The organism is Aliiroseovarius sp. F47248L (assembly GCF_023016085.1).
Lineage (GTDB): Bacteria > Pseudomonadota > Alphaproteobacteria > Rhodobacterales > Rhodobacteraceae > Aliiroseovarius.
The window spans coordinates 2,622,164-2,642,718 of record NZ_JALKBF010000001.1; the positions used below are offsets into that span (position 1 = coordinate 2,622,164).

A 20,555-nucleotide genomic window follows, 5' to 3' on the forward strand; every position below is an offset into this window, starting at 1 on the left:
AGCAAGTTTGAAATAGCACCCGCTTAACACCCGGTGCGGCTGATCACGGTCACCAGTGTTCGCCAGAAGATCCACGCTTCCAAACGGAGGCTGCGATTAGCGATGTAGTGAAGATCAGCCTCGACCTTTTTAACAGTTGCTTCGATGCCTTCGACATAGCCAAGCTCTGTTTGCGCGAAGCCACTAATTCCCGGCAACACCACGTGACGTTCTTTGTAACCCGGTACAATGCGCACAAATGTGACCGCATGATCATAGCAATCAGGACGCGGGCCAATCAGACTCATCTCACCGCGCAGGACATTAATGATTTGTGGCAACTCATCCAGCCGACTTTGACGCAACGCTGCACCAAAGCTGGTAATACGCTCTCTCTCAAGGGGATCGTGCGCACGACGGCTTTGTGTCGATGGCGTCATTGTGCGAAATTTGTAGGCCTTGAAGAGGGTGCAATTGTGCCCCATTCGAGGTTGCTTAAACAGCAACGGACCCCGATTAAAGGCAGAGTTCAGTAGCAGCAATATGACGGCAACAGCGCCCAGAATTGGTAGCAATAGCAGGCAAAAAAATACATCGAACGCGCGCTTACCGATCGCAAAACCTAATGGGGTCAGCACGGTCGCACTTGTGGGCCAAGGGTCCAAATCCACCGTTCGGTCCGGTGTCATGCTGTATTCCCGCATAGACTGCCTCATGGTTGCAAACACCTAAATAATTTACACCTCTAGGTTGCTAACATGATTTATCTAAACTTCAAAGTAGTTTAGTGAATGCCTCGGGAGCGTTGGCGTTCTGCCCAAGCAAAAAACCGGACAGAAAGACGAGCTTAATCTTCTACTGGAACGGGTGACAGGCCAAGAAGTGGAATGGCCAGGCCAGCCTCCAACCCAACAATCGCAATAAGCCGATCTGGTCCGACCTCTGGAAAACTGTCTTGTGACATCGGCGACCAAATCTGCAACGCAGCTTGTGCGTTCGACGCTTCGGCAATATTTGCGTCCGGCGCGTATTCCGGTGCTTCAAGCGGCGAACCCGCCACCGAGGGAAACTGGGAACCGGCAAGAAGTGAAGCCAACGCATATCTTTCGCCCGACGCACTTTTCCACACCGCAGGCCCAAATGTTTGCGCGTCAGCGTGTGCATTCCCAACACAAAGCGCAAACTGATTGGCTTGGGCTATTAACCCCTCAGGACAGGCAATGGTGATGCGAAGGGTCATAGCGAGACTCCCATTTTAGCGCCAAGCCAAGTTTCCAGTTCATCAATCTGCGATGCGGTAGGCTGGATCGCGTTCGACGCCCAAACCTGCAATCCGAAAAGTCGAAACGCGCCCGGAATACTTGCCGTTACCAAGCCAAGACCGACACGAAGTGGCTGCGCTGAAATTGATTGCTGTGTCAGGTTCTGCGCCGTATCGATGACAGGCGTCCCGTCCAGCCGGACAGTCACATGGCCGGAGGCGGCTTGCAGAGTGACAACATGCTTCTCGTGCTGCCCCCAGATAGTAGGGGATGCAACATTGCTGGCAGATACGCCGTGTTGCGACATGCGGCTGTAAAACTGGAGCCGGTCGATATTGGGCCTCACCCCGACCGACATACCGTTGGTGCTGGTCTTGCTGATCTCGGCAATGTTCACCCGCGCCGTTCCTGAGGTTGACAGCATCTGATACCCCAAGACCATTGTGACCGGATTTTTTACATCGAATACCGGCGCTGTCATCAACCCATCATCAACACCATCCGATTCGATCCAATGAAAGCTACCATCGGTCCGGTATGTCGGACGGGCGGCACTGATCGCTTGGCTAAGATCGTGTCCATTCGGGGACAAATCCTGCCACAGCCCAACCGGTTCATTGTCGGATGTGACAGCCAAAGTGCCTCCATCATCCTGATACAGCGCTGCGACCTGTGAGGGATCAAAAAACATCGACGGAGACAGAGATGCCGGTGAAAACGGTGCAGGCGCTGACGACACCCTTCGGCGCAAGGCAAGCGCCGGAATATCATATCCCAATCCCATCATCAGACGAGCACAAAGGCATGGATGCCCGTCGCTGTCGTGCCGGTGGCCAGAACCCGACTGACCCCTACAGGAAGAATTGCGTTGTTTCCTACCACGACGATGCGGTCATGCCCGGCCACCGAAGTAAAAGCAATGGCACCCCCAGTTTCAACATAGAGCGCGACGGCAACGTTGATCAGATCACGAGCATCTGACGGCGTGACTGGCGCCATATCGGTTGCAGGCCCACGCAGGGAAAGCGAACGGTTCTCAAAAGGGTTTGTCATCATATGCTCCTGACAGTTTGGCACCTTGCGCACCGCTATGCTGAACACATTGACGGCGGCTGCTGTTTGTCAGAGTCCTATGGAGACAAGGTTGAGACCGTCTAACGCACCTGCACGTGGCCGTTACGGTCTGTTAACTAAATTGGTTAGAGAGCTGCGCCGCGTTTGGGCCGCCGGTGCATTCGCACCTGTTGTTCCAGCTGCAATTGTGCCCAAAGCTCATGCAGTGTGCCTTTTTTGTTCTTCGGGTCGCGATACACACGCACCTCCAAGTCGGTCGCCAACCGCTCTTCGACAATGGCAAGCCGACCTTCGGCCAACTCGGCCTTACACAAGCTCAGCGGAAGCCATCCCATGCCGAACCCCTCAAGAATCATCGCTTTCACACTGTTGGCCAACGCATTCTGGTTCACGATCAGCATCTTTTGCGGCGTGATGGCTTGTTCCAGCACGAAGTCCTGAACGGCACGTAAGGCAGAAACGGCTCCGTAGGACAACAGAGGCATCGCGTCTTTACTGCCGGTTTTGAACTGAAACTCCGGTCCGCCACCCGGTTTGGTGCGCGACACTGGAACAAACCGATCTGCAGATAGGGTCAGATATTCGAAATTCGCGACCTCCAACGGCCCAAGAAACTGCATCGACGGGTGCCAATAGGTCAGGATGACATCGCAATAGCTTTGCTGAAGCGCGCTGACAAATTGATCCGCCGCCCACGAGGTCGAGTTCAGGTCAGTCTCTACACCACCTTTGCTGGCCAGTGGGGCGATCAGGTTCTTGTAGTGGGTCATATACAACGATTGCGAAGTGGCGAAGCGAATGACATTCTCGCTTGCCGAATCAATCGTCTGACAACGCTCGATTGTTTCCTCGTAGGTGCGTAGCATGATTCGAGCCTGCGACAGAAAGACCTCGCCCGCAGGGGTCAAGGCCAGCGGCAGGGTTTCACGATTGATCAGCCGCACGCCGATCTCGTTCTCTAGCGCACGGATGCGCCGCGAGAACGCAGGCTGGCTGACATTGCGTTCTTCTGCTGCGCGCGAGAAGTTTTTGCACGCAACCAACGCCTCGAAATCTCTGAGCCAAATAATATCCAACGACGCGGGTCCGTATCAGGCGCCGATCACATCCTCATCCAACCGATCTTCTTCAACAGCGTGACAAGCCACAAGACTGCCGTCGGGTTGGTGAATAGCTTTCGGCTGTTCACTCCTACATCTGTTATTCGCAAAAGCGCAGCGGCTTTGGAAGGGACAACCTTGCGGCATGTTGATCGGCGTCGGGATCTCGCCCTTCAGGCGGATATGGTTCGGACGATCATCCTTGAGCTGCGGAACAGCGGACAACAAAGCCCGAGTATAGGGATGTTTTGGATTGGAAAACAGGGTGGCCGTGTCGGCTACTTCACAGACAGTTCCAAGATAGAGCACGGCCACGCGTGTGCCGAAATGTTCGACAACACTCAGGTCGTGGGTGATGAAAAGATAGGTCAGGCCGCGGCTTTCCTTGGCTTCCAGCATCAGATTCAACACCTGCGCCTGAATGGACACGTCCAGCGCGCTGATCGGTTCATCGGCAATGATAAACTGGGGATCTACTGTCAGGGCGCGGGCAATTGCGATCCGCTGTCGCTGACCGCCTGAAAACTCGTGCGGATACCGTTTGACCCAGCTGGGATCGACCCCGACGGACATCATCACTTCGGTCACCTTGTCGCGTACTTCTGCGGCAGAAAAAGAGGGGAAGTGATGCTTCACGGGCTCTTCCAACGCCTGTCGAATGGTCATTCGTGGATTCAGCGACGCGTAAGGATTTTGAAAGATCATCTGGATCTTCTTGCGAAGTGGCTGCATTTCAGACCGCGACCGGTTGTCGATGCGCGACCCGTCATAGTGAATCTCGCCTTTGGTCGGTGTCAGCAGTCCGGCCACCAGACGGGCAACGGTGGATTTACCACAGCCGCTTTCTCCGACAACGCACAGCGCTTCACCCCGATTCACATCCAGCGTCACGTTGTTCACCGCATGCACAGCACGAGTTTCGCGTGTCAGCCGACCATTTCGAAATTTGAGGGTCTCTAGAAAGCCTTGATCAAGATCGAACCGCTTTTCCAATCCCTTGATTTCGACCAGAGGGGTCTGAGCATTCAAGTCCTTCATGCGTTCTGCTCCTGTCGTGCACCCTCGGCGTGTAGCCGTTCTACTTCGTGACAGGCCACTTGAACCTCGCCATATTGAATGACTTCTGGCAATTTGCTGCGGCACAGATCGGTTGCAAATTCACACCGGGGATTGAATGGACAACCTGGCGGGATGTTCGTCAATGATGGCATGTTGCCGGGGATCTGACGCAGTTTATGCCCTGGCAGGGTTTGCTGTGGCAATGCGTTGATCAGCCCCTGAGTGTAGGGATGCTGTGGATCGTTAATGATTTCGCGCGTGCGCCCAGCCTCGATGATCCGGCCAGCATACATGACCAGTGTCCGCTCGGTCATCTGGCTGACCACACCAAGGTCATGGGTGATTAGAATCAGACCAACCTTGTTCGACTGGCACAGCTCCAACAGCAGCTCCATGATGTCGGCCTGAATGGTCACGTCCAGCGCAGTTGTCGGCTCGTCCGCAATGATCAGTTCCGGGTCCAGCAAAAGTGCAATCGCAATGATGATCCGCTGACGCATCCCACCAGAAAGCTCATGCGGATATTGGCCCAGCCGCTCTTCGGGCGACGGAATATAGACCTCGCGCAGCTTGACGATGGCGATCTGCTTGGCTTCCTCTCGGCTCAGCTTGCGGTGGGCCAGCAAGGTTTCGATCATCTGTTGTCCAATGGTCAACACTGGGTTCAGCGTCACCATGGGATCCTGAAAGATCATTGCCATCTTGTCGCCGCGCAACTGGCGCAGGCGCTTGTCGCTCATCTTCACGACATCCTCTCCGTCCAAGAGGATTTCACCGCGATCGACATAGCCGGGTCGGCTGATCAGGTTCATCAGCGAAAAACCGGTGATGGATTTCCCAGCACCGCTTTCGCCAACAATACCCAGACGTTCGCCCTTGGCGACGTCAAAGGAAATGCCGTTCAACGCGGTGACGGTTTCATCGCGCATCGCGAATTTGACGGTCAGGTCGCGCACAGAAAGCAAAGACATCGCGTTACCCCTTATAGAGTTTCGGGTTCAGGACATCGCGCATCCAGTCGCCCAGCAGGTTGATCACGAGCACAAGCACAACCAGTACAACACCGGGGATCACGGTGATCCACCAACTGCCCGAGAAAATGTAATCGAACCCCGACGAAATCAGTGACCCAAGCGAGGGTTGGCTGGGCGGCATTCCCAGACCCAGAAAGCTCAGCGATGCTTCCGAGATGATCGCGTTGGCCACCTGAACAGTCGAAATAACGAAGATCGGAGACAGCGAATTCGGTAGGATATGACGCACCATGATCCGCACGGGGCCGAAACCCAGCACACGCGCGCTGTCGACATATTCCTTCTTCTTCTCGGCCAACACCGTGGCACGCACCGTGCGGGCGTACTGGGGCCATTCGGCCACCCCGATCACCGCGATCAGGAAAAAGACAGCATACTGATTAAATGTTTCGGACCCAAACATCGCCTGCGTCACAGCCAGGAAAATAATCGCAACCATCAGCGTCGAGAACGACAACTGAATATCTGCAAGTCGCATCAGCAGGTTGTCCAGACGTCCGCCGATGTAACCCGCAAGCAACCCAATAGTGATGCCTAAAAATGCCTGCAGCGCCACAGCGCATATACCAATCAGAAGTGACAAACGTGTGCCATACAGAATAGTAGACCAAAGGTCGCGACCTTGGTCATCCGTTCCCAAGACGAATTCAGGCAGCGCGCCGTTGATCCACGCGGGGGGGTATTCCGAGTTCATGATATCGATCTGCGCCGGATCATAGGGATCATATGGCGCAATCAGCGGTGACAGAAACGCCGCCCCGGCGATCAGCACGAAGATGATCAGGCTGACAACAGCGACCGGGTTGCGCCGAAAGCTGTAACCCATGTTGGAGTTTACGATCTTTGACCAGCGCGAAGGTTCTGCGCGGGGGGAAACGGTCTCGGTGCTCATGCGCCCATCCTCGCAAGGTTCACGGTTGGGTTCACCAATCCATAGATCAGATCGACAATTGTGTTGGTCACAACGAAGATGAAGCCGACCACAATCAGATAGGCCACGATCAAGGGCGTATCGACGCGGTTGACCGCCTCAAGGAACATGAAACCCATACCCGGCCACTGGAACACGGTCTCGGTCAGGATGGTATAGGCTACCATCGTTCCGATCTGCACCCCGCCAACTGTAATCACCGGCAGCAGAGTGTTTTTCAGCGCATGAACGAAATAGATACGCCAGGGTCTGATACCTTTGGCGACGGCATATTTGACATACTCGGATTGCAGTACTTCCATCATCTCGGCCCGGATCAAGCGGACAAAAAGCGGCAACATGATCGACGCCAGCGCAATCGACGGCAGAATGATATGCATCCACCCATCAGCAGTGGCGAAATTCGTTTCCCAATACCCCCAGACATGCACGACATCGCCGCGACCGAAGGACGGAAACCAGCCATAGTTCACCGAGAACACGAAAATCATTAGGATCGCGGTCAAAAAGACAGGAATCGAGATACCGACAATCGACAGACCCATGATGACACGGCTCAGGATCGTATCGGGCTGGATGGCAGTATAAACGCCCAGTGGAATGGACAGGCCAACGATGATGATCGTGGCACCCAGCACAAGCTCAAGCGTGGCTGGCAACTTCTTCATGATCACATCAAGCGCGGGCTCTTTGAAGAAATAGGATGTGCCCAGATCCCCCTGAAGCGCATTGCCGGCAAATCGAAGATATTGGGTCAGAAAGCTATCATTCAGCCCCAACTCATCCCGCAACTGCTGGCGGACCTCTTCGGATACGGATTGACCGACCAACTCACGCAGAGGGTCACCCAGGTTGCCCTGAATGGCGAAAGCGATCAACGAGATGACAAACATCACGGCTATCGCCTGAAAAACTCGCTTCACGAGATAGGCAAACATCTTAGCTACCTTATTCGATTAGGGTGGCGTTGCGTTTTTCCCGACCCGCGAACAGGGATTGTCAGCTTGGGAATGCGCAACCACATGGCAAACCGGGCCAGCGACAAACGCCAGCCCGGTTGCAGTTTCGCTTATTCTACAACCAGGTCACCGAAATACGGGAAGTTCAGCGCGTTCACGATCTCACCCGAGTTCATGCCCGACTTGGAACCCCAAGCAAGGTTCTGCCAGTGCAACGGAATGAATGCCGCTTCTTCATACAGAATGCCTTCCAGCTTCTGCAGCATCTCGCCACGCTTGGCTTGGTCGGTTTCCGTATTCGTGGCGATCATCAAAGCGTCTGCTTCTTCGTTGCAGTAATTGCCCGAGTTATACTGACCGTTTCCGGTTGCTTCGTCCGGGCACGCCGTCAGGAACTGGTGGAAGTTGGCGGAATCTTCGGTATCCGCATGCCAACCGATCATCATCATATCAGCCGCACGTTCATCAAACGCGGGCCAGTATTGCGCTTTCGGCATGGTTTGCAGGTCAACCTTGATGTTGATCTGAGCCAGCATCGAGGCCACGGCTTGAGCGATCTTGTCGTCGTTCACATAGCGGTTGTTCGGCGCCATCATCGTGATCGAGAAGCCATCAGCATAGCCAGCCTCCTCCATCAGAGCCTTGGCTTTTTCCACATCAAAACGCGGTGTCAAAGCTGGGTCGTGACCCAGGTAGCCAGCGGGGCTTGCCTGCGCACCAACCGTGCCAAAGCCGCGCATGATGCGATCAACAATACCGGCGTTGTTCACAGCATAGTCAATCGCCTGACGAACGCGAGCATCCTTGAACGCCTCGACACGTTCCTGATTCATCTGGAACGTGATGATCCGGGTGCCAGGCATGGTGATCAGATCAACGCCTTCAGCATCAGCCACACGTTGCAGATCGGTCGGCGGGACCGGCGCGATGAAATCGACGTCGCCTGACAGAAGCGCGGCCACGCGGGTCGGGTCTTCCTTAATCGGCGTCAGGACGATTTTGTCCACGTTGCCTTTGCTTTCGGTATCCCAATAGTCGGCAAAACGGTCGAACACCACTTTCACGCCCTGCTCACGCTCGGACACAACATAAGGACCGGTGCCCGACACGTTACGCGATGCGAAGCTGTCGCCGTGCTTGACGATTTCCGACTTGTCTTTGCCATCATCGGTTTCGCCAGTGTAGAACGCGCTGTCCATCGGGAAGATGTAAGTCGCAGTGTGCAGCACCAGCGGATACGGCGCCGAGGTTTTCAGATCGAAGGTCATGTCGTCGATGACTTCAACATCGGTGAACTGAGCGAAAATACCTTTAAAGTCGTCACTTTGCTTCAGACGATCAAAGGTCCAATCCACGTCATTCGCGGTCAACATGTTGCCCGAATGGAACTTCACACCGCTTTTCAGCTTGAAACGCATGGTGGTATCGTCGATCTGCTCCCAGCTTTCAGCAAGGCGCGGTTCGAACTGAAGATCCTGCGTCCAGCGCACCAGCGGGTCAAAGACCATGTGCGACAGTTGCAGCGTGCCGCCCGAAAGCTGCTCGTGCGGGTCCAGCGAAACCGGGTCTGCGTCATATGCGACGCGTACGGTGTTTTCGGCAAAAGCTGCCGACGCCATTGTCGCCACGACGGCCGCAGCCGTCAGGCTTCTGACAAATTTCGTCATTGAGTTACTCCCCTGTGTTTGTGACCGGAACGCTATCGTTAGGGAGGCAACAAGGGCAAATGCCGATAACGAATAGCCGATGCAGGGAACGCATGAAGCGGGCTGGAGGGGGGCAACTGCGAGTGCTTTCTGACTCAACAGGAAGGCACTGTTCGTTCGGTATTGAAACCGCGTCCGAGAGAGCGTAGTTATAAATCTATAACTTCATAAGGAGTCGTCCTGATGAATACCCACTCCTCGCAAATCGCCCCCCGCTTTGGCGCACAAAAAATCATTGCGGTGGTTGCACTGGTTTTTGGCCTCATGACGGTGTTTTCCGGCGGGAACGTGCTGTTTGGCGCAGCGCAAGCACGTGAAGCAGCGGGCGACTACATTCCGTTTGTGGTCTGGTTCAACTTCCTCGCGGGTTTCGCCTATATCGTTGCTGCAATTGGTTTGTGGTTAGATAAGACATGGGCGACGTGGCTTGCGGCCGCAATTGCAGCGGCAACTGCCATCGTCACACTGGCTTTTGCCATAACCATCATTCGCGGCAGCGCATTTGAAATGCGCACAGTCGGTGCGCTTTCATTACGTTTCCTGTTCTGGACGGTCGTTGCCGTGACGACGCGCAGTCGGGCCAAACGCGGATGATGAAACGCAAACTCACGGGCGATCGCAAAGCCGAAATCCTAAGCGCCACCCTTAAACTGGCGTTCGAAGTCGGACCCGACCATGTGACGACGGGTCGGATCGCCAAACAGCTCGGCCTGACTCAGCCGGCGATCTACAAACATTTTCCCAAGAAAGAAGATATCTGGAGCGCCATCGCAGATACTATCTGCAAACGGATCACCCAGAACGCTGATATCGGCAGAGCGGGCGGGCCGCCGTCCGACAGGTTGCGGCGCATGATTAGGTCGCATCTGCATCTGATCACTGAATATCCCGCATTGCCCGAGATCATGGTCACACGCGACCCCACAGAACGACTGACCGAAACGCGCCAACGTATTCTGGCTGCCATGTTTGGCTTCCGCGATACATTGATCGCATGCTGCGACGAGCTTCGCGCGGCTGGGCAACTGCGCGATGGGCTACGACCTGAAGATAGTGCCACCCTTCTGGTCGGCCTTATCCAAAGCCTCGTGCTGCGCCTTATTTTGACCCGGGACACCAGCCATTTGCTGGACGAGGGGGAACGGCTTCTGAATCTGCAACTGTCCCTTTTTGAACACGAAGGACGCCAGCCATGAGACCCGGTTTGAAACTGCTTCTGATCACCCTACCGCTTGCGTTGATTGGGATTGCCATCCTTACCTTTGTGATTTCGACCCGTACACCGCCTGATCGCCATGAACTGGCTGAACGCGCCAATCCCGTGCGGGTGATAACAGCGGAAACACGCATGATCGCCCCAACGCTTATCGGCTTTGGCGTCGTTGCCCCTGCCCGCACCTATCAGGCCATTGCCGAGGTTGGCGGGACGGTTGACTACGTCAATCCGGCATTGCGCGACGGTCAGATATTGCCTGCCGGATCGGTATTGCTGCGGCTGTCACCTGTCGACTTCAATCTTGCGATCGCACAAGCGAACGCCAACATCAGGGCCGCCGAAGCGCGTCTGACAGAACTTGATGTCTCGGAAACCAACCAGCGTGCCGCCCTCACTATCGAGCTTGAAGCTCTGGACCTGAAGACCGCGGAACTACAGCGCGCCGATACGCTATTCAAGGCTGGGACAATGACTCAATCAGCGCGCGATGCGATACGATCCGCCCACCTTGCGCAACGCCAGAAAGTGCAGGGGATTGAAAGCACGCTTGCCCTATTGCCAACACAACGAACCGCGCAGACCCAACAGATCGCGTTGTATCGCTCTAACCTTGCAACTGCTGAACTGAACTTGAAGCGTAGTGAGATGACGCTACCTTTTCTTGCCCGCGTCGCAAGCCATTCTGTCGAGGTCGGCCAGTTTCTGAACAAGGGTCAATCCGCCGCCACACTGGACGGTGTCAATCAGGCGGAAGTAGAGGTGCAGGCCGCGATGAGCGACTTCCGAAGCCTCGTCCTCAATCGGCCAACGGGGCCAACAATTTTGCCGATGGACCCGGCTATGCTGACCGATACCCTTCATGAACTGGGATTGAAGGCAACCGTTCGGCTGCGTTTGGGCGATGAAGTTCTGACGTGGCCTGCCACCGTGGATCGGATAAGTGACGGCATTGACCCCGAGACTGGTACGGTCGGTGTGGTCGTGCAGGTTAACAACGCCTATGGTCAGGCCGGAAACGGAAACCGACCGCCGCTGACCAAGGGCATGTTCGTCGACATCGTTTTGCGCGCAGATCCGATCAGCGGCATTGTTCTGCCCCGCGATGCGCTAAACAATGGCCATGTTTTCTTGGCAGACTCAGAAAACAGGTTACGCATTGTTGCGGCTGAACCGAAGCTGGTGCAGGGAAATATCGCGCTATTCACAGAAACCATAGCCGAAGGAAGCCGCGTCGTCCTTAGCCCACCAATTCCAACCATTGACGGTGCGCTTTTGGATCCACATCCGGATACTGACATCATGAACCGTCTGCTGGCGGAGGATGCCACCCAATGATCCGTTTCTTCGCGGCGCATCCGACCATCGCCAACCTTCTGATGATCCTGTTTCTGGCTGCCGGTCTGTTCGTCGCCCCGACGCTGCTGCGCGAAACCTTTCCCCGCGCCACCCCTAGCGAGGTCGAGATCAGCGTGCCCTATCCCGGCGCCCGCCCCGAGGAAGTTGAAACCGCGATCTGCGAACGGGTCGAAAACGCGATGAACGCGGTGACCGGCATCGAACGGCAGTCCTGCGAAGCGCGTGAAAATTTGGCCCGTTCTGTTGTGACCATGCGCGAGGGCGACGATTTCCAAACCTTCGTGGCCGACATCAAATCCGAGATTGATGCGATCACCGACTTCCCGGACCGCGCCGAAGCCCCGACCGTGCGGGCGCTTGGTCTGACCGACTTCGTGGCGTCCGTGGCTATCACCGGGCCCATTTCCCGCACTGATCTGAAAGACTATGCCGAACAAACGCGCACCGCGATGCTGCGGTGGGGTGGCATACCCAAAGTCGATATTCGCGGCTTCTCGACCCGAGAGCTACAGATAAACCTGCATTCCGCCGATCTGCAGAAATTCGGGGTCTCGGTCGCTGATATCGCGCGTGCGGTTCAGGCCGGAAGCCTCGACTTGCCCGCAGGTAGCATCGAAGCGACCACCGAAACCCTTCTGATCCGCGTGGCAGAGGAGCGGCGCGACACGGAAACGCTGGCAGCCTTGATCGTTCGGTCATCTTCTCAGGGGGGGCAGGTACGTTTGGGCGACATCGCTGACATATCCGAAGGATTTGCACAGGATGATGATGTCATCCTTTTTGATGGAGAGCCTGCCGCAATCCTCGATATCACGAAAACTCGCGCGGAAGACAGCTTGCGCACAATGGATGCGTTGAAGGCCTTTTTGGAGGCCGAGCGCGCCCAGGCCCCGCCCGGCATTACGCTTGCGATCACAGCGGACGGGGTATCTGTTGTGCGCGACAGGCTGACATTGGTGGTGGTCAATGGACTGCAAGGCCTTGCGCTGGTGTTCCTTGTCCTGTGGTTGTTCTTCGGTTTTCGCTTCTCGTTCTGGGTCGCGATGGGTCTGCCCGTGTCGTTCATGGGGGGCGTCGCTCTGATGGGGCTTGTGGGGTATTCTTTGAACCTGATGACCACGCTGGGCCTGCTGATCGTGATCGGGTTGTTGATGGACGACGCCATCGTGATCGCCGAAAATATCGCACGCCTGCGTGAAAAAGGGCGCAGCGCATTGGACGCGGCTGTAGATGGGGCGGCGCAGGTGTTTCCCAACGTGCTGGCCTCGTTCGGGACGACGGCCATGATCTTCGGCTCGCTTGCCTTTCTGTCCGGCGACCTTGGCGCCGTTTTGCGCGTCGTGCCGGTTGTGATGCTGTTCGTGCTCTCGGTCTCGCTGATCGAGGCGTTCCTGATCCTTCCCCACCACCTGATCCACAGTCTTGAGCTCGCAGATTACGACACAGGATTGCGTGCCCGTGTGGAAGCTGCGGTTGACTGGGCACGCGAAAAACTGATCGGCCCAATCGTCGACCTGACCATTCGCTGGCGTTACGCCGTCGCCGGCCTCAGCCTGACAATTCTGCTGATCGCGACCAGCATGCTGGCCGGCGGCTTCCTAAAGTTCACCGCCTTTCCCGAACTGGATGGCGACACCATTGTTGCACGCGTGCTTCTACCGCAGGGAACGCCCCTGTCACAAACCGAACAGGTCGTCTCGCAACTTGAAGCTGGTTTAAACCAGGTCAATGCCACCCTGACCCCAGAACAACCCAACGGCGCACTCCTGATTCGCCATGTCAGCGTTTACTACGGCCTGAATCGGGATGCGTTCGAAACGGGTGCTCATGTTGTGACCCTCAGCGTTGACCTTCTTCCATCGGCCGAACGTATCAGCACACCTGACGAAATCATGGCCTTGTGGCGCGATACGGTTGGCCCAGTGCCAGACGTTGTCAGTCTGAAATACGATGAAAGCACCATCGGTCCGGCAGGGATCGCAATCGACATGCATTTAAAAGGTGACGACCTTGTGGCACTCAAGTCAGCGTCGATCGAATTGCAGGACTGGCTGTGGCAGTATCAGGGCGTCACCTCTATTCTAGACGACTTGCGCCCCGGCAAACGAGAGCTGCGCATCACTTTGAAGGACGCTGCCGGGCCCATGGGGATCACCGCAGCGATGGTCGCAGATCAGTTGCGCGCAGCCTATCTGGGCACCACAATCAGTGAAATGCAGATTGCCGGCAGCCTTGTCGAGCTTGTTGCTCAGTTCGGAACCCCGGAGCGCAGGGAACGTGATGTTTTCGACCGCTTCAATGTAACACGCCCCGACGGATCCTACGTGCCCTTGTCTGTGATCGCCGATGTCGAGATCGGCCAGGGCTACAGCCGGATCAACCGCGAAGACGGGATTCGTACGGTTACGGTGCAAGGCGCCATCGACACCCGCATCGCAAATGCCAACGCCATTGTCAGCGACACGTTGACACGATTTGTGCCGGACTTCCTGAAACGCCATCCCACAGTCACGCTAGACGTTGAAGGCCAAAACGCCGAGGCCGGAAAAACGCAGCAATCCATGCTCAAAGGGTTCATCATCGGACTTCTGGGTGTCTTTCTGCTGCTAAGTTTTCTGTTTCGATCCTATATCGAACCGATTGTTGTGATGCTCGTAATACCCTTGTCCTTGCCCGGTGCAATTTTCGGACATATGGCGATGGGGCTTGATTTCTCTATGCCCAGCATGTTGGGCTTCGTCGCTCTTGCCGGTGTCGTGGTCAACAACTCAATCCTGTTGGTGGACTTCATCAAGCATGAACACGACGACGTCGCCAACGTATCCCAAGCCGCTGCACGGGCAGCGCGGGCACGGTTCCGCGCGATTTTCCTGACCACGACCACAACAACGGCTGGTCTGCTTCCCATCCTGACCGAGACAAATTTACAGGCACAAATCCTGATTCCTTTGGTGGCCAGCCTGGTCTTCGGCTTGCTCAGCGCCAGCCTTGTGGTGCTATTCGTGCTACCAGCTGTCTATGCAATTCTGGATGACCTGCATCTCAGCACCTTGGCGCAAAAATAGCTGGCAAAAGCCGCACAAAAACATACGTTTTCAATGCGATTCTCAGCACTCAGATTTTTTGACAAAAGTGGTGAGCCGTGAAGGATTCGAACCTTCGACCCACTGATTAAAAGAACGGCCAGAACGATTTCGCCGCATTTCGTTCGATTTCGCTCACCTGACAAAAATGGCATTAAAACAGATATTTACCTTGAACAAGGTCACGCCGAGCTTGCATGATAAACGCCAGAATTCGCCGCCATTTGCTTCCGTATAGCTTCCGGAAGCGGGCCGGAAGCAAGGAGTGTTCTAGCTATGTTCAAGCTCACCAAGCGCCATGTCGAAGGGCTGAAAATTGAATCCAAGGATTACTTGGTTTGGGATCGGGACATGCGGGGGTTTGGCGTGCGGGTCTATCCGTCCGGCAAAAAAACCTATCTTGTGCAGTATCGGGTCGCGCAACGCACCCGGCGTTTTACCATCGGTCAACACGGCGTTCTGACAGCCGAGGAAGCCCGCTTGCAGGCGAAGCGTCTATTGGGCGATGTGGCGCGCGGCAAAGACCCCTCCGCATCAAAGCAAGCCAAAATGCGCGCGCCGACCGTTGCCGGACTGTGTGACCGGTTTCTGGACGAATATGTTGATCAGCATTGCAAGCCGACTACTGCAAGCGACTATCGCAGTATCATTCGCCGTTTCATCCGGCCCCAACTTGGCCCGTTGCCGATTGCCGAAGTCACCCGTGCGGATGTGGTGGCGTTTCATCACAAATTGAGGGACACGCCATATCAAGCCAACCGCGCCGCCAGCATGTTGTCCAAACTGTTCAATCTGGCCGAGGATTGGGGCTTGCGTCAGGCCGGATCGAACCCCGCGCGACGGATCAAGAAATTCCGCGAGGAAGAGAAAAAGCGTTACCTGTCGGATGAAGAGCAAGCGCGGCTTGGAAACGTCCTCATAGAGGCGCTGGAAGAGGGGTCAGAGACGATCTATGCGGTTTCGGCCATATTCCTACTGCTGTTCACCGGATGCCGCCTGAACGAGATTCTGACGCTGCGATGGGACTACGTGACAACACACCACTTGGAATTGCCCGACAGCAAAACCGGACGCCGCCGCATCCCGCTTCCACGTGAAGCGTATGATATTCTCATGGAATTGCCCCGCGATCCTGACAACCCGTTCGTAATTCTGGGCGAGGTCGACGGACAACCGCTGGTGAACCTGCAAAAGCCATGGCAACGCATCCGCAAGCGCGCGGGTCTGCCCGACGTTCGCATTCACGACTTGCGGCACACTTATGCGTCAGTTGCCATGAAAGACGGGATCGACCCGTTCACCCTGAAAGAAATTTTAGGCCACAAGAACCTGACCACGACACTGCGCTATGCGCACCTTGCGGATGATGCTGTTCAACGCGCGGCGGGGTCCGTGGCAAGCCGCGTTGCAGGGGCTATGGGACGGCGTGCAAATGCAAAACCGGGGTTGCGGGTGGTGCGTTAGGTCTACGTATACGTTACGTAGGAACATCGGACCGACGTTCAGACGTCCATGTTCTTTTCTGGCTCAATCCAATACGTAGATTGCACGTCACAATTCCGGCGCACAGGATCAAACGAATGAGAACATTCCACCTCACACCCTACTACTTCCTCTTACAAGCGTTCGATAAGACGGGTGAGGCTATGTTTGGTGAAGACTGGTCCGGACAAGAGGTGCGGACAGGCGCGCCTACGATGGACCTTCGCCCCATAAAAGCCGAGCAAGAAGCCATAGAAATACGTTTGCTAAGCATTGCAGACCGGCAGGCCGCGATAAGGGGCGAGGTTAATTTGCAGTTGTCGCCGGAAGAACGGGAGCGCGTTGGTGGCGAAACTATTGCACTTCGAGAAGAGCAAATAGAACTTCGCGTTAGACGATCCGAACTTCCCGACCTGACCCACATGACCAATGAAGATGCGGAACGGTTTGAACGCCGTTGCGCTGTTGAAACTGAATTGAGAACCGCAATCCAAAACGGCGCATTAAGACTGATCGCCGGAGATGGCTTGATTGTTGAATGGAACAAATGGGCGATGGAAGACGGTTTCAACGTCAATTTCTATCTATCCACGGTTCAAGTTCCTGCGAGCATCCTAAGCACGGGAAGCGCCCCAGCACTTGTATTGATCGAGGAATTTGAGACTTGGCTTAAGCGTTTTGGAGTTCCAACAGCCCCGCCCGACCCAATCCCGCTAATTACCCAGCTCGAGAACTTCTTTCGCGAGCAATTCAAAGGTGATCCGGAATTGCTGACACCGCGCGAGGCGTTCTTTGACTTAGCCAGCAAGACCTTTCCTGATGCATCCTTGCGCAAGCTCAGACAGGCTTGGGATAATGCTGCGCCAGATGAACGCCGAAAAGGCGGGCGGAAGCGAAAGAGAGTTTAGAAAACCGAAACAATGGGTGTTTCGGTTTCCGCCTCCAAACAAAATAACATAGTAACTTATTGTTTTAATGAAGAAATAATCGAAACAAATTTTGTTTCTGTTATAATAAATCGTGTCGTCTATTTGCGCCCAGTGCGCCTGCTTATCCTTACCTCACAAATCAAACGCCAACCAACGTGAGGTCAACACAATGCAGCATAGCCAACCCAAATCCAGCACCCTTGTAGATGAACGCGAAGCCGCGTCGATCCTTTGTTATTCCGTCCGTGCTTTGCAAAATTGGCGGCATCGCGGTGGCGGGCCTGACTTTGTGAAAGTATCCGCCCGTTCAATCCGGTATCGCCGCGCCGATCTGGAAAAGTGGATCGCGGACCGCACGGTGTCCAACACCTCGCAGACCATCTGACATTCAGTTTTGCCCCGCAACAGTTGGTAGCGGTTGCGGGGATTTTGGGGCCGAGAGGCTTTCAAACGGGGCGCGGGGTGTCGCCACCCTGCGCCCTATCTATGTCTGCCACCAACCCAAACCAAGGAAAGGGACACCATGTCAAACCAACCCGCCTTCAAGTTCAGGCTTGGCCTGATCACCGCCACCATCTGGAAGAATGACAGCTTCTATTCCGTCGACTTCACCCGCTCCTACAAGGACGGCCAGGGCGATTGGCACAGCACGCAAAGCTATGCCCATGCCGACCTTCTGAACATCGCCAAATGCGCTGAACGCGCCGAAAACTGGATTGCGAGGCAGACCAATGACTAAACCGAACCTGAACACCGAACACCACTCACGGCCCCAAAACAAAAGCTACCCCGCCGGAGGCTCCCACCCGCGCGGCAAAACCCGCCGTTCGAATGGGGCAAGCCCCAAGAGGGGGGTGATAGTAGCACCCCCCTCTGGAAATACAGAACCCCCAGAAGATTACACCGTGTTGCACCGAGGTTTTGACACGCTGGCGCTATCTATTCAGGCCAATATCGGCCCCAAGCTGTTTGAGTATCTGGACGCGCAGAAAGCGATTGCCGAGGAAGAACAGCGGGAAACCCTAATCACATATGAAGGTCTGCACTTCCTGCTCAAACCCTATGGCGGGAAAGGCTATCGGTTCTTGCTGGATGGTGGACGCGATGGCGCAAGCTGGGCGATCAAGAAACCCAATGCGCGGGATAAGTGGGGCATCCGCATCACCTTCGGGTCATTCTTTCTGGCGACCTATGGGCTGGGCGCGGCCAAGGCGCATTGCGAGCGTGTTCTGGACCGTCTGGGCGTTCGCTTTGGTCCCGATGATGTGAGCATATCACGGGCAGATTTCTGCGTGGATGTTCTGGCGAACGGCCTGACGCTGAAACCGGACAATCTGGTGATGCACAGTTCCACCGGGCGGCGCGATCATGTCGCACAGGATGATATTGCCGTGCATGGCAAATCCGGTTGGGTGTCGTCGGTCACATCGGGCAGCATCGCAAACCGACAGGTCATTATCTATAACAAACGATCCGAGGTGATTACCCGCAGCAAGACCCATTGGTGGGATATCTGGAACCATACATTACGTAACGGTCTGGGCAACACCAACGCGGCTGTTACCTTACATAAGGGACAGCCCACCGGCCCCCTGACCCCAGATGCGGACAAGGCCAAGCACACCCAAGTCTGGCGCGTCGAGTTCCGGGCGGGCAAAGACCTTCTGAAAGACCGTTGGGGCATTCGCACTTGGGAACAGTTCTTTGACCGCTACGGCGACCTGTGCCGATCTTCGGGCGAGTTGGTCCGATACACCGAGCCAGACCCCGGCGACACGAACCGGTCACGCTGGCCCAACCATCCGCTTTGGGATGTAGTCTGCGCCGAGATGAATGACGACCTGACCGAGATGCGCAGCGGGGCAGACCCCAACCCCATGAAAGAGGTTCACCGCACGGAACACATCGCCAGCTTGCTGAAACAGGTGACTGGAACCTGCATCACCATCGCGGCGCTGGAAGGTTGGGAGCATGAAGAACTGCCGGTGGCGTTCAACGGGTTTGCGGAGCGGATGACCAAAACCGTGAACGACAATCCCGAACGATCCGCCAAGCAGTTGCAGGATGCCAAGGACCGCTATGTGTTCATCCGCCAACCCGACGCGCCGCCTACGTAACGTATAAGTAGGGACCGGCCAGCCAAGCGCCTACATAACGTTACCTTACATAGGAACGGTCAGACCACGAAAAGCGCCTTATGTAATGTTACATAGGGCGCTTATCTTATGTGAGGGTCAATGGCGGAGGTAAAAACCTACCAACGAGACTGTATCAATTCCAATTACTCGGGAGTGCAGCAATACGCTCTAACACCGGAAACGATCATGAACAGTCAAATCGCTAAACCACACCGCTCCCGTTTCCCATTTCGTTATCACCTTCGTTTCTGAATACGAAACACAGTGTCAATCCGCCGACACTATACACGCTATCTTAGATGTTATTGAAGAAACACACGTAAAGATCGGTGTGAGAACTTTAGATTGCACAACCTGACAATCCAACCAAAGGAATACTGAATGCCCCAACGTCGCACGGCTCAATTGATCGCCATTATTGCCACTTCCGTTGTGCTTATCAGCTGCGGAACTACGTATGAGATGCCAAAGGTCAACGAGACTGTGACAAGCCGGGCGAACAGCCTTTTTGCCCAAGCGAAGTCAGCACCGCCCCGCAAGCTGGCTAGCCCGTCCACCGGCACTGCGCGATTTCACCGTGTAGCGCGACGGGTACAGCCCGTCGCACGGAAACTGTGCGAAACGGAACTGGCGCAAGGCAAAAACATAGATTGCAACGTTCGGATCGAGATTGACACCGAGATGGAGGTGCGGAACGCCTATTTCACTTACTTGGAAAAAAACAATCAAAAACCTGTCATCCGCTTCTCGGTTCCTATTCTGCGCGATGCTGCAAGCGACGATGAGGTGGCTTTTGTCATGGGTCACGAATACGGACACCTGATCGGTCAACACATCCAGAAAGGTGAACAGCAGGCAATGGCGGGCGCACTGATTCTTGGGGCCATCGCGGCCTATGGGAATGCGCAGGCGGCATCGGTGGGAGCCTATTACGACCCCAACAGCGTGGACAACTCGGTCCGGTTGGGCGCCGCCTTGGGGCAAAGGGCATTTTCGCAGACTTATGAGCTGGAAAGCGACATGATCGGCACACGCATTGCGGCAGCTGCGGGCTATGACCCTGTAAAAGGTGCACAGTTCTTTGCACGGGACGAAGCGGCGCGGTCTTCTGCCGGTCAGTTGTCGTTCTGGGGCACGCATCCGGCAGACGAAAAACGAATGGAAGTCGTGATCGCCACGATGGAACAGATCAAGGCGCAACGCGCCTTGGCCCGCAAATGATCACGCCTTGACGGGGCTGATACAGC

20 protein-coding genes are annotated in these 20,555 nt (G+C 55.5%); 10 read left to right on the plus strand and 10 right to left on the minus strand.

Annotated features, from left to right (window positions below; translation table 11 throughout):
* Nucleotides 1-23: 23 nt before the first annotated feature.
* The 10 genes from MWU51_RS12960 to MWU51_RS13005 form a co-directional block, all read right to left on the minus strand.
* Complete coding sequence (locus tag MWU51_RS12960) at nucleotides 24-683, minus strand: sugar transferase (RefSeq protein ID WP_247037706.1); 660 nt, start codon at nucleotides 681-683, stop codon at nucleotides 24-26.
* Between the two features lie 143 nt (nucleotides 684-826).
* Nucleotides 827-1,219 (minus strand): hypothetical protein, encoded by a 393-nt coding sequence (locus MWU51_RS12965; protein ID WP_247037708.1) that lies wholly within the window; start codon nucleotides 1,217-1,219, stop codon nucleotides 827-829.
* Nucleotides 1,216-2,028, minus strand: a complete 813-nt coding sequence (locus MWU51_RS12970) for a hypothetical protein (protein ID WP_247037710.1) — start codon at nucleotides 2,026-2,028, stop codon at nucleotides 1,216-1,218. The genes MWU51_RS12965 and MWU51_RS12970 overlap by 4 nt, the downstream gene beginning before the upstream one ends.
* Nucleotides 2,028-2,294, minus strand: a complete 267-nt coding sequence (locus MWU51_RS12975; protein WP_247037713.1) for a hypothetical protein — start codon at nucleotides 2,292-2,294, stop codon at nucleotides 2,028-2,030. Before MWU51_RS12975 ends, MWU51_RS12970 begins: the two co-directional genes overlap by 1 nt.
* A gap of 146 nt (nucleotides 2,295-2,440) precedes the next feature.
* Nucleotides 2,441-3,391, minus strand: a complete 951-nt coding sequence (locus MWU51_RS12980; RefSeq protein WP_247037715.1) for a LysR family transcriptional regulator — start codon at nucleotides 3,389-3,391, stop codon at nucleotides 2,441-2,443.
* Nucleotides 3,392-3,406: 15 nt separating this feature from the next.
* Nucleotides 3,407-4,453, minus strand: coding sequence for an oligopeptide/dipeptide ABC transporter ATP-binding protein (locus MWU51_RS12985; RefSeq protein WP_247037717.1), 1,047 nt, complete (start codon nucleotides 4,451-4,453; stop codon nucleotides 3,407-3,409).
* Complete coding sequence (locus MWU51_RS12990) at nucleotides 4,450-5,445, minus strand: ABC transporter ATP-binding protein (protein WP_247037719.1); 996 nt, start codon at nucleotides 5,443-5,445, stop codon at nucleotides 4,450-4,452. Before MWU51_RS12990 ends, MWU51_RS12985 begins: the two co-directional genes overlap by 4 nt.
* Before the next feature lie 4 nt (nucleotides 5,446-5,449).
* On the minus strand, nucleotides 5,450-6,400 hold the full coding sequence (locus tag MWU51_RS12995) for an ABC transporter permease (protein ID WP_247037721.1): 951 nt from the start codon (nucleotides 6,398-6,400) through the stop codon (nucleotides 5,450-5,452).
* Entirely contained in the window at nucleotides 6,397-7,377 is a 981-nt protein-coding gene (locus MWU51_RS13000) for an ABC transporter permease (protein ID WP_247037723.1), read from the minus strand. The genes MWU51_RS12995 and MWU51_RS13000 overlap by 4 nt, the downstream gene beginning before the upstream one ends.
* Nucleotides 7,378-7,508: 131 nt before the next feature.
* Nucleotides 7,509-9,065: an ABC transporter substrate-binding protein gene (locus MWU51_RS13005; RefSeq protein WP_247037725.1), complete on the minus strand. Its 1,557-nt coding sequence runs from the start codon at nucleotides 9,063-9,065 to the stop codon at nucleotides 7,509-7,511.
* A 222-nt stretch (nucleotides 9,066-9,287) separates the two neighbouring features.
* On the opposite strand from MWU51_RS13005, the gene MWU51_RS13010 reads away from it, so the two are divergent.
* From MWU51_RS13010 to MWU51_RS13055, 10 genes are all read left to right on the plus strand, one after another.
* Nucleotides 9,288-9,698: a hypothetical protein gene (locus MWU51_RS13010; RefSeq protein ID WP_247037727.1), complete on the plus strand. Its 411-nt coding sequence runs from the start codon at nucleotides 9,288-9,290 to the stop codon at nucleotides 9,696-9,698.
* Nucleotides 9,695-10,300: a TetR/AcrR family transcriptional regulator gene (locus MWU51_RS13015; protein WP_247037729.1), complete on the plus strand. Its 606-nt coding sequence runs from the start codon at nucleotides 9,695-9,697 to the stop codon at nucleotides 10,298-10,300. Before MWU51_RS13010 ends, MWU51_RS13015 begins: the two co-directional genes overlap by 4 nt.
* Nucleotides 10,297-11,655 carry a hypothetical protein gene (locus tag MWU51_RS13020; RefSeq protein WP_247037731.1) on the plus strand — a complete coding sequence of 453 codons (1,359 nt, stop codon included), beginning with the start codon at nucleotides 10,297-10,299 and terminating at the stop codon, nucleotides 11,653-11,655. Before MWU51_RS13015 ends, MWU51_RS13020 begins: the two co-directional genes overlap by 4 nt.
* Nucleotides 11,652-14,741: an efflux RND transporter permease subunit gene (locus MWU51_RS13025; RefSeq protein ID WP_247037733.1), complete on the plus strand. Its 3,090-nt coding sequence runs from the start codon at nucleotides 11,652-11,654 to the stop codon at nucleotides 14,739-14,741. The genes MWU51_RS13020 and MWU51_RS13025 overlap by 4 nt, the downstream gene beginning before the upstream one ends.
* Before the next feature lie 294 nt (nucleotides 14,742-15,035).
* Complete coding sequence (locus MWU51_RS13030) at nucleotides 15,036-16,223, plus strand: site-specific integrase (RefSeq protein ID WP_247037735.1); 1,188 nt, start codon at nucleotides 15,036-15,038, stop codon at nucleotides 16,221-16,223.
* A 116-nt stretch (nucleotides 16,224-16,339) separates the two neighbouring features.
* On the plus strand, nucleotides 16,340-17,149 hold the full coding sequence (locus tag MWU51_RS13035) for a hypothetical protein (protein WP_247037737.1): 810 nt from the start codon (nucleotides 16,340-16,342) through the stop codon (nucleotides 17,147-17,149).
* A gap of 190 nt (nucleotides 17,150-17,339) precedes the next feature.
* A complete protein-coding gene (locus tag MWU51_RS13040; RefSeq protein WP_247037739.1) occupies nucleotides 17,340-17,555 on the plus strand; it encodes a helix-turn-helix domain-containing protein in 216 nt (71 codons plus the stop codon).
* A 138-nt stretch (nucleotides 17,556-17,693) separates the two neighbouring features.
* Nucleotides 17,694-17,909, plus strand: a complete 216-nt coding sequence (locus MWU51_RS13045; RefSeq protein ID WP_247037741.1) for a hypothetical protein — start codon at nucleotides 17,694-17,696, stop codon at nucleotides 17,907-17,909.
* Between the two features lie 169 nt (nucleotides 17,910-18,078).
* A complete protein-coding gene (locus MWU51_RS13050; protein WP_247037743.1) occupies nucleotides 18,079-19,287 on the plus strand; it encodes a hypothetical protein in 1,209 nt (402 codons plus the stop codon).
* 402 nt (nucleotides 19,288-19,689) lie between these two features.
* On the plus strand, nucleotides 19,690-20,529 hold the full coding sequence (locus MWU51_RS13055) for a M48 family metalloprotease (RefSeq protein WP_247037745.1): 840 nt from the start codon (nucleotides 19,690-19,692) through the stop codon (nucleotides 20,527-20,529).
* Nucleotides 20,530-20,555: the final 26 nt, after the last annotated feature.

Excerpts from the sequence above, each read along its gene's own strand:
- MWU51_RS12960 (WP_247037706.1), bottom strand. The coding sequence starts at position 683 with ATGCGGGAATACAGCATGACACCGGACCGAACGGTGGATTTGGACCCT.
- MWU51_RS12965 (WP_247037708.1), bottom strand. The coding sequence starts at position 1,219 with ATGACCCTTCGCATCACCATTGCCTGTCCTGAGGGGTTAATAGCCCAA.
- MWU51_RS12970 (WP_247037710.1), bottom strand. The coding sequence starts at position 2,028 with ATGATGGGATTGGGATATGATATTCCGGCGCTTGCCTTGCGCCGAAGG.
- MWU51_RS12975 (WP_247037713.1), bottom strand. The coding sequence starts at position 2,294 with ATGACAAACCCTTTTGAGAACCGTTCGCTTTCCCTGCGTGGGCCTGCA.
- MWU51_RS12985 (WP_247037717.1), bottom strand. The coding sequence starts at position 4,453 with ATGAAGGACTTGAATGCTCAGACCCCTCTGGTCGAAATCAAGGGATTG.
- MWU51_RS12990 (WP_247037719.1), bottom strand. The coding sequence starts at position 5,445 with ATGTCTTTGCTTTCTGTGCGCGACCTGACCGTCAAATTCGCGATGCGC.
- MWU51_RS12995 (WP_247037721.1), bottom strand. The coding sequence starts at position 6,400 with ATGAGCACCGAGACCGTTTCCCCCCGCGCAGAACCTTCGCGCTGGTCA.
- MWU51_RS13000 (WP_247037723.1), bottom strand. The coding sequence starts at position 7,377 with ATGTTTGCCTATCTCGTGAAGCGAGTTTTTCAGGCGATAGCCGTGATG.
- MWU51_RS13005 (WP_247037725.1), bottom strand. The coding sequence starts at position 9,065 with ATGACGAAATTTGTCAGAAGCCTGACGGCTGCGGCCGTCGTGGCGACA.
- MWU51_RS13010 (WP_247037727.1), top strand. The coding sequence starts at position 9,288 with ATGAATACCCACTCCTCGCAAATCGCCCCCCGCTTTGGCGCACAAAAA.
- MWU51_RS13015 (WP_247037729.1), top strand. The coding sequence starts at position 9,695 with ATGATGAAACGCAAACTCACGGGCGATCGCAAAGCCGAAATCCTAAGC.
- MWU51_RS13020 (WP_247037731.1), top strand. The coding sequence starts at position 10,297 with ATGAGACCCGGTTTGAAACTGCTTCTGATCACCCTACCGCTTGCGTTG.
- MWU51_RS13025 (WP_247037733.1), top strand. The coding sequence starts at position 11,652 with ATGATCCGTTTCTTCGCGGCGCATCCGACCATCGCCAACCTTCTGATG.
- MWU51_RS13030 (WP_247037735.1), top strand. The coding sequence starts at position 15,036 with ATGTTCAAGCTCACCAAGCGCCATGTCGAAGGGCTGAAAATTGAATCC.
- MWU51_RS13035 (WP_247037737.1), top strand. The coding sequence starts at position 16,340 with ATGAGAACATTCCACCTCACACCCTACTACTTCCTCTTACAAGCGTTC.
- MWU51_RS13040 (WP_247037739.1), top strand. The coding sequence starts at position 17,340 with ATGCAGCATAGCCAACCCAAATCCAGCACCCTTGTAGATGAACGCGAA.
- MWU51_RS13045 (WP_247037741.1), top strand. The coding sequence starts at position 17,694 with ATGTCAAACCAACCCGCCTTCAAGTTCAGGCTTGGCCTGATCACCGCC.
- MWU51_RS13055 (WP_247037745.1), top strand. The coding sequence starts at position 19,690 with ATGCCCCAACGTCGCACGGCTCAATTGATCGCCATTATTGCCACTTCC.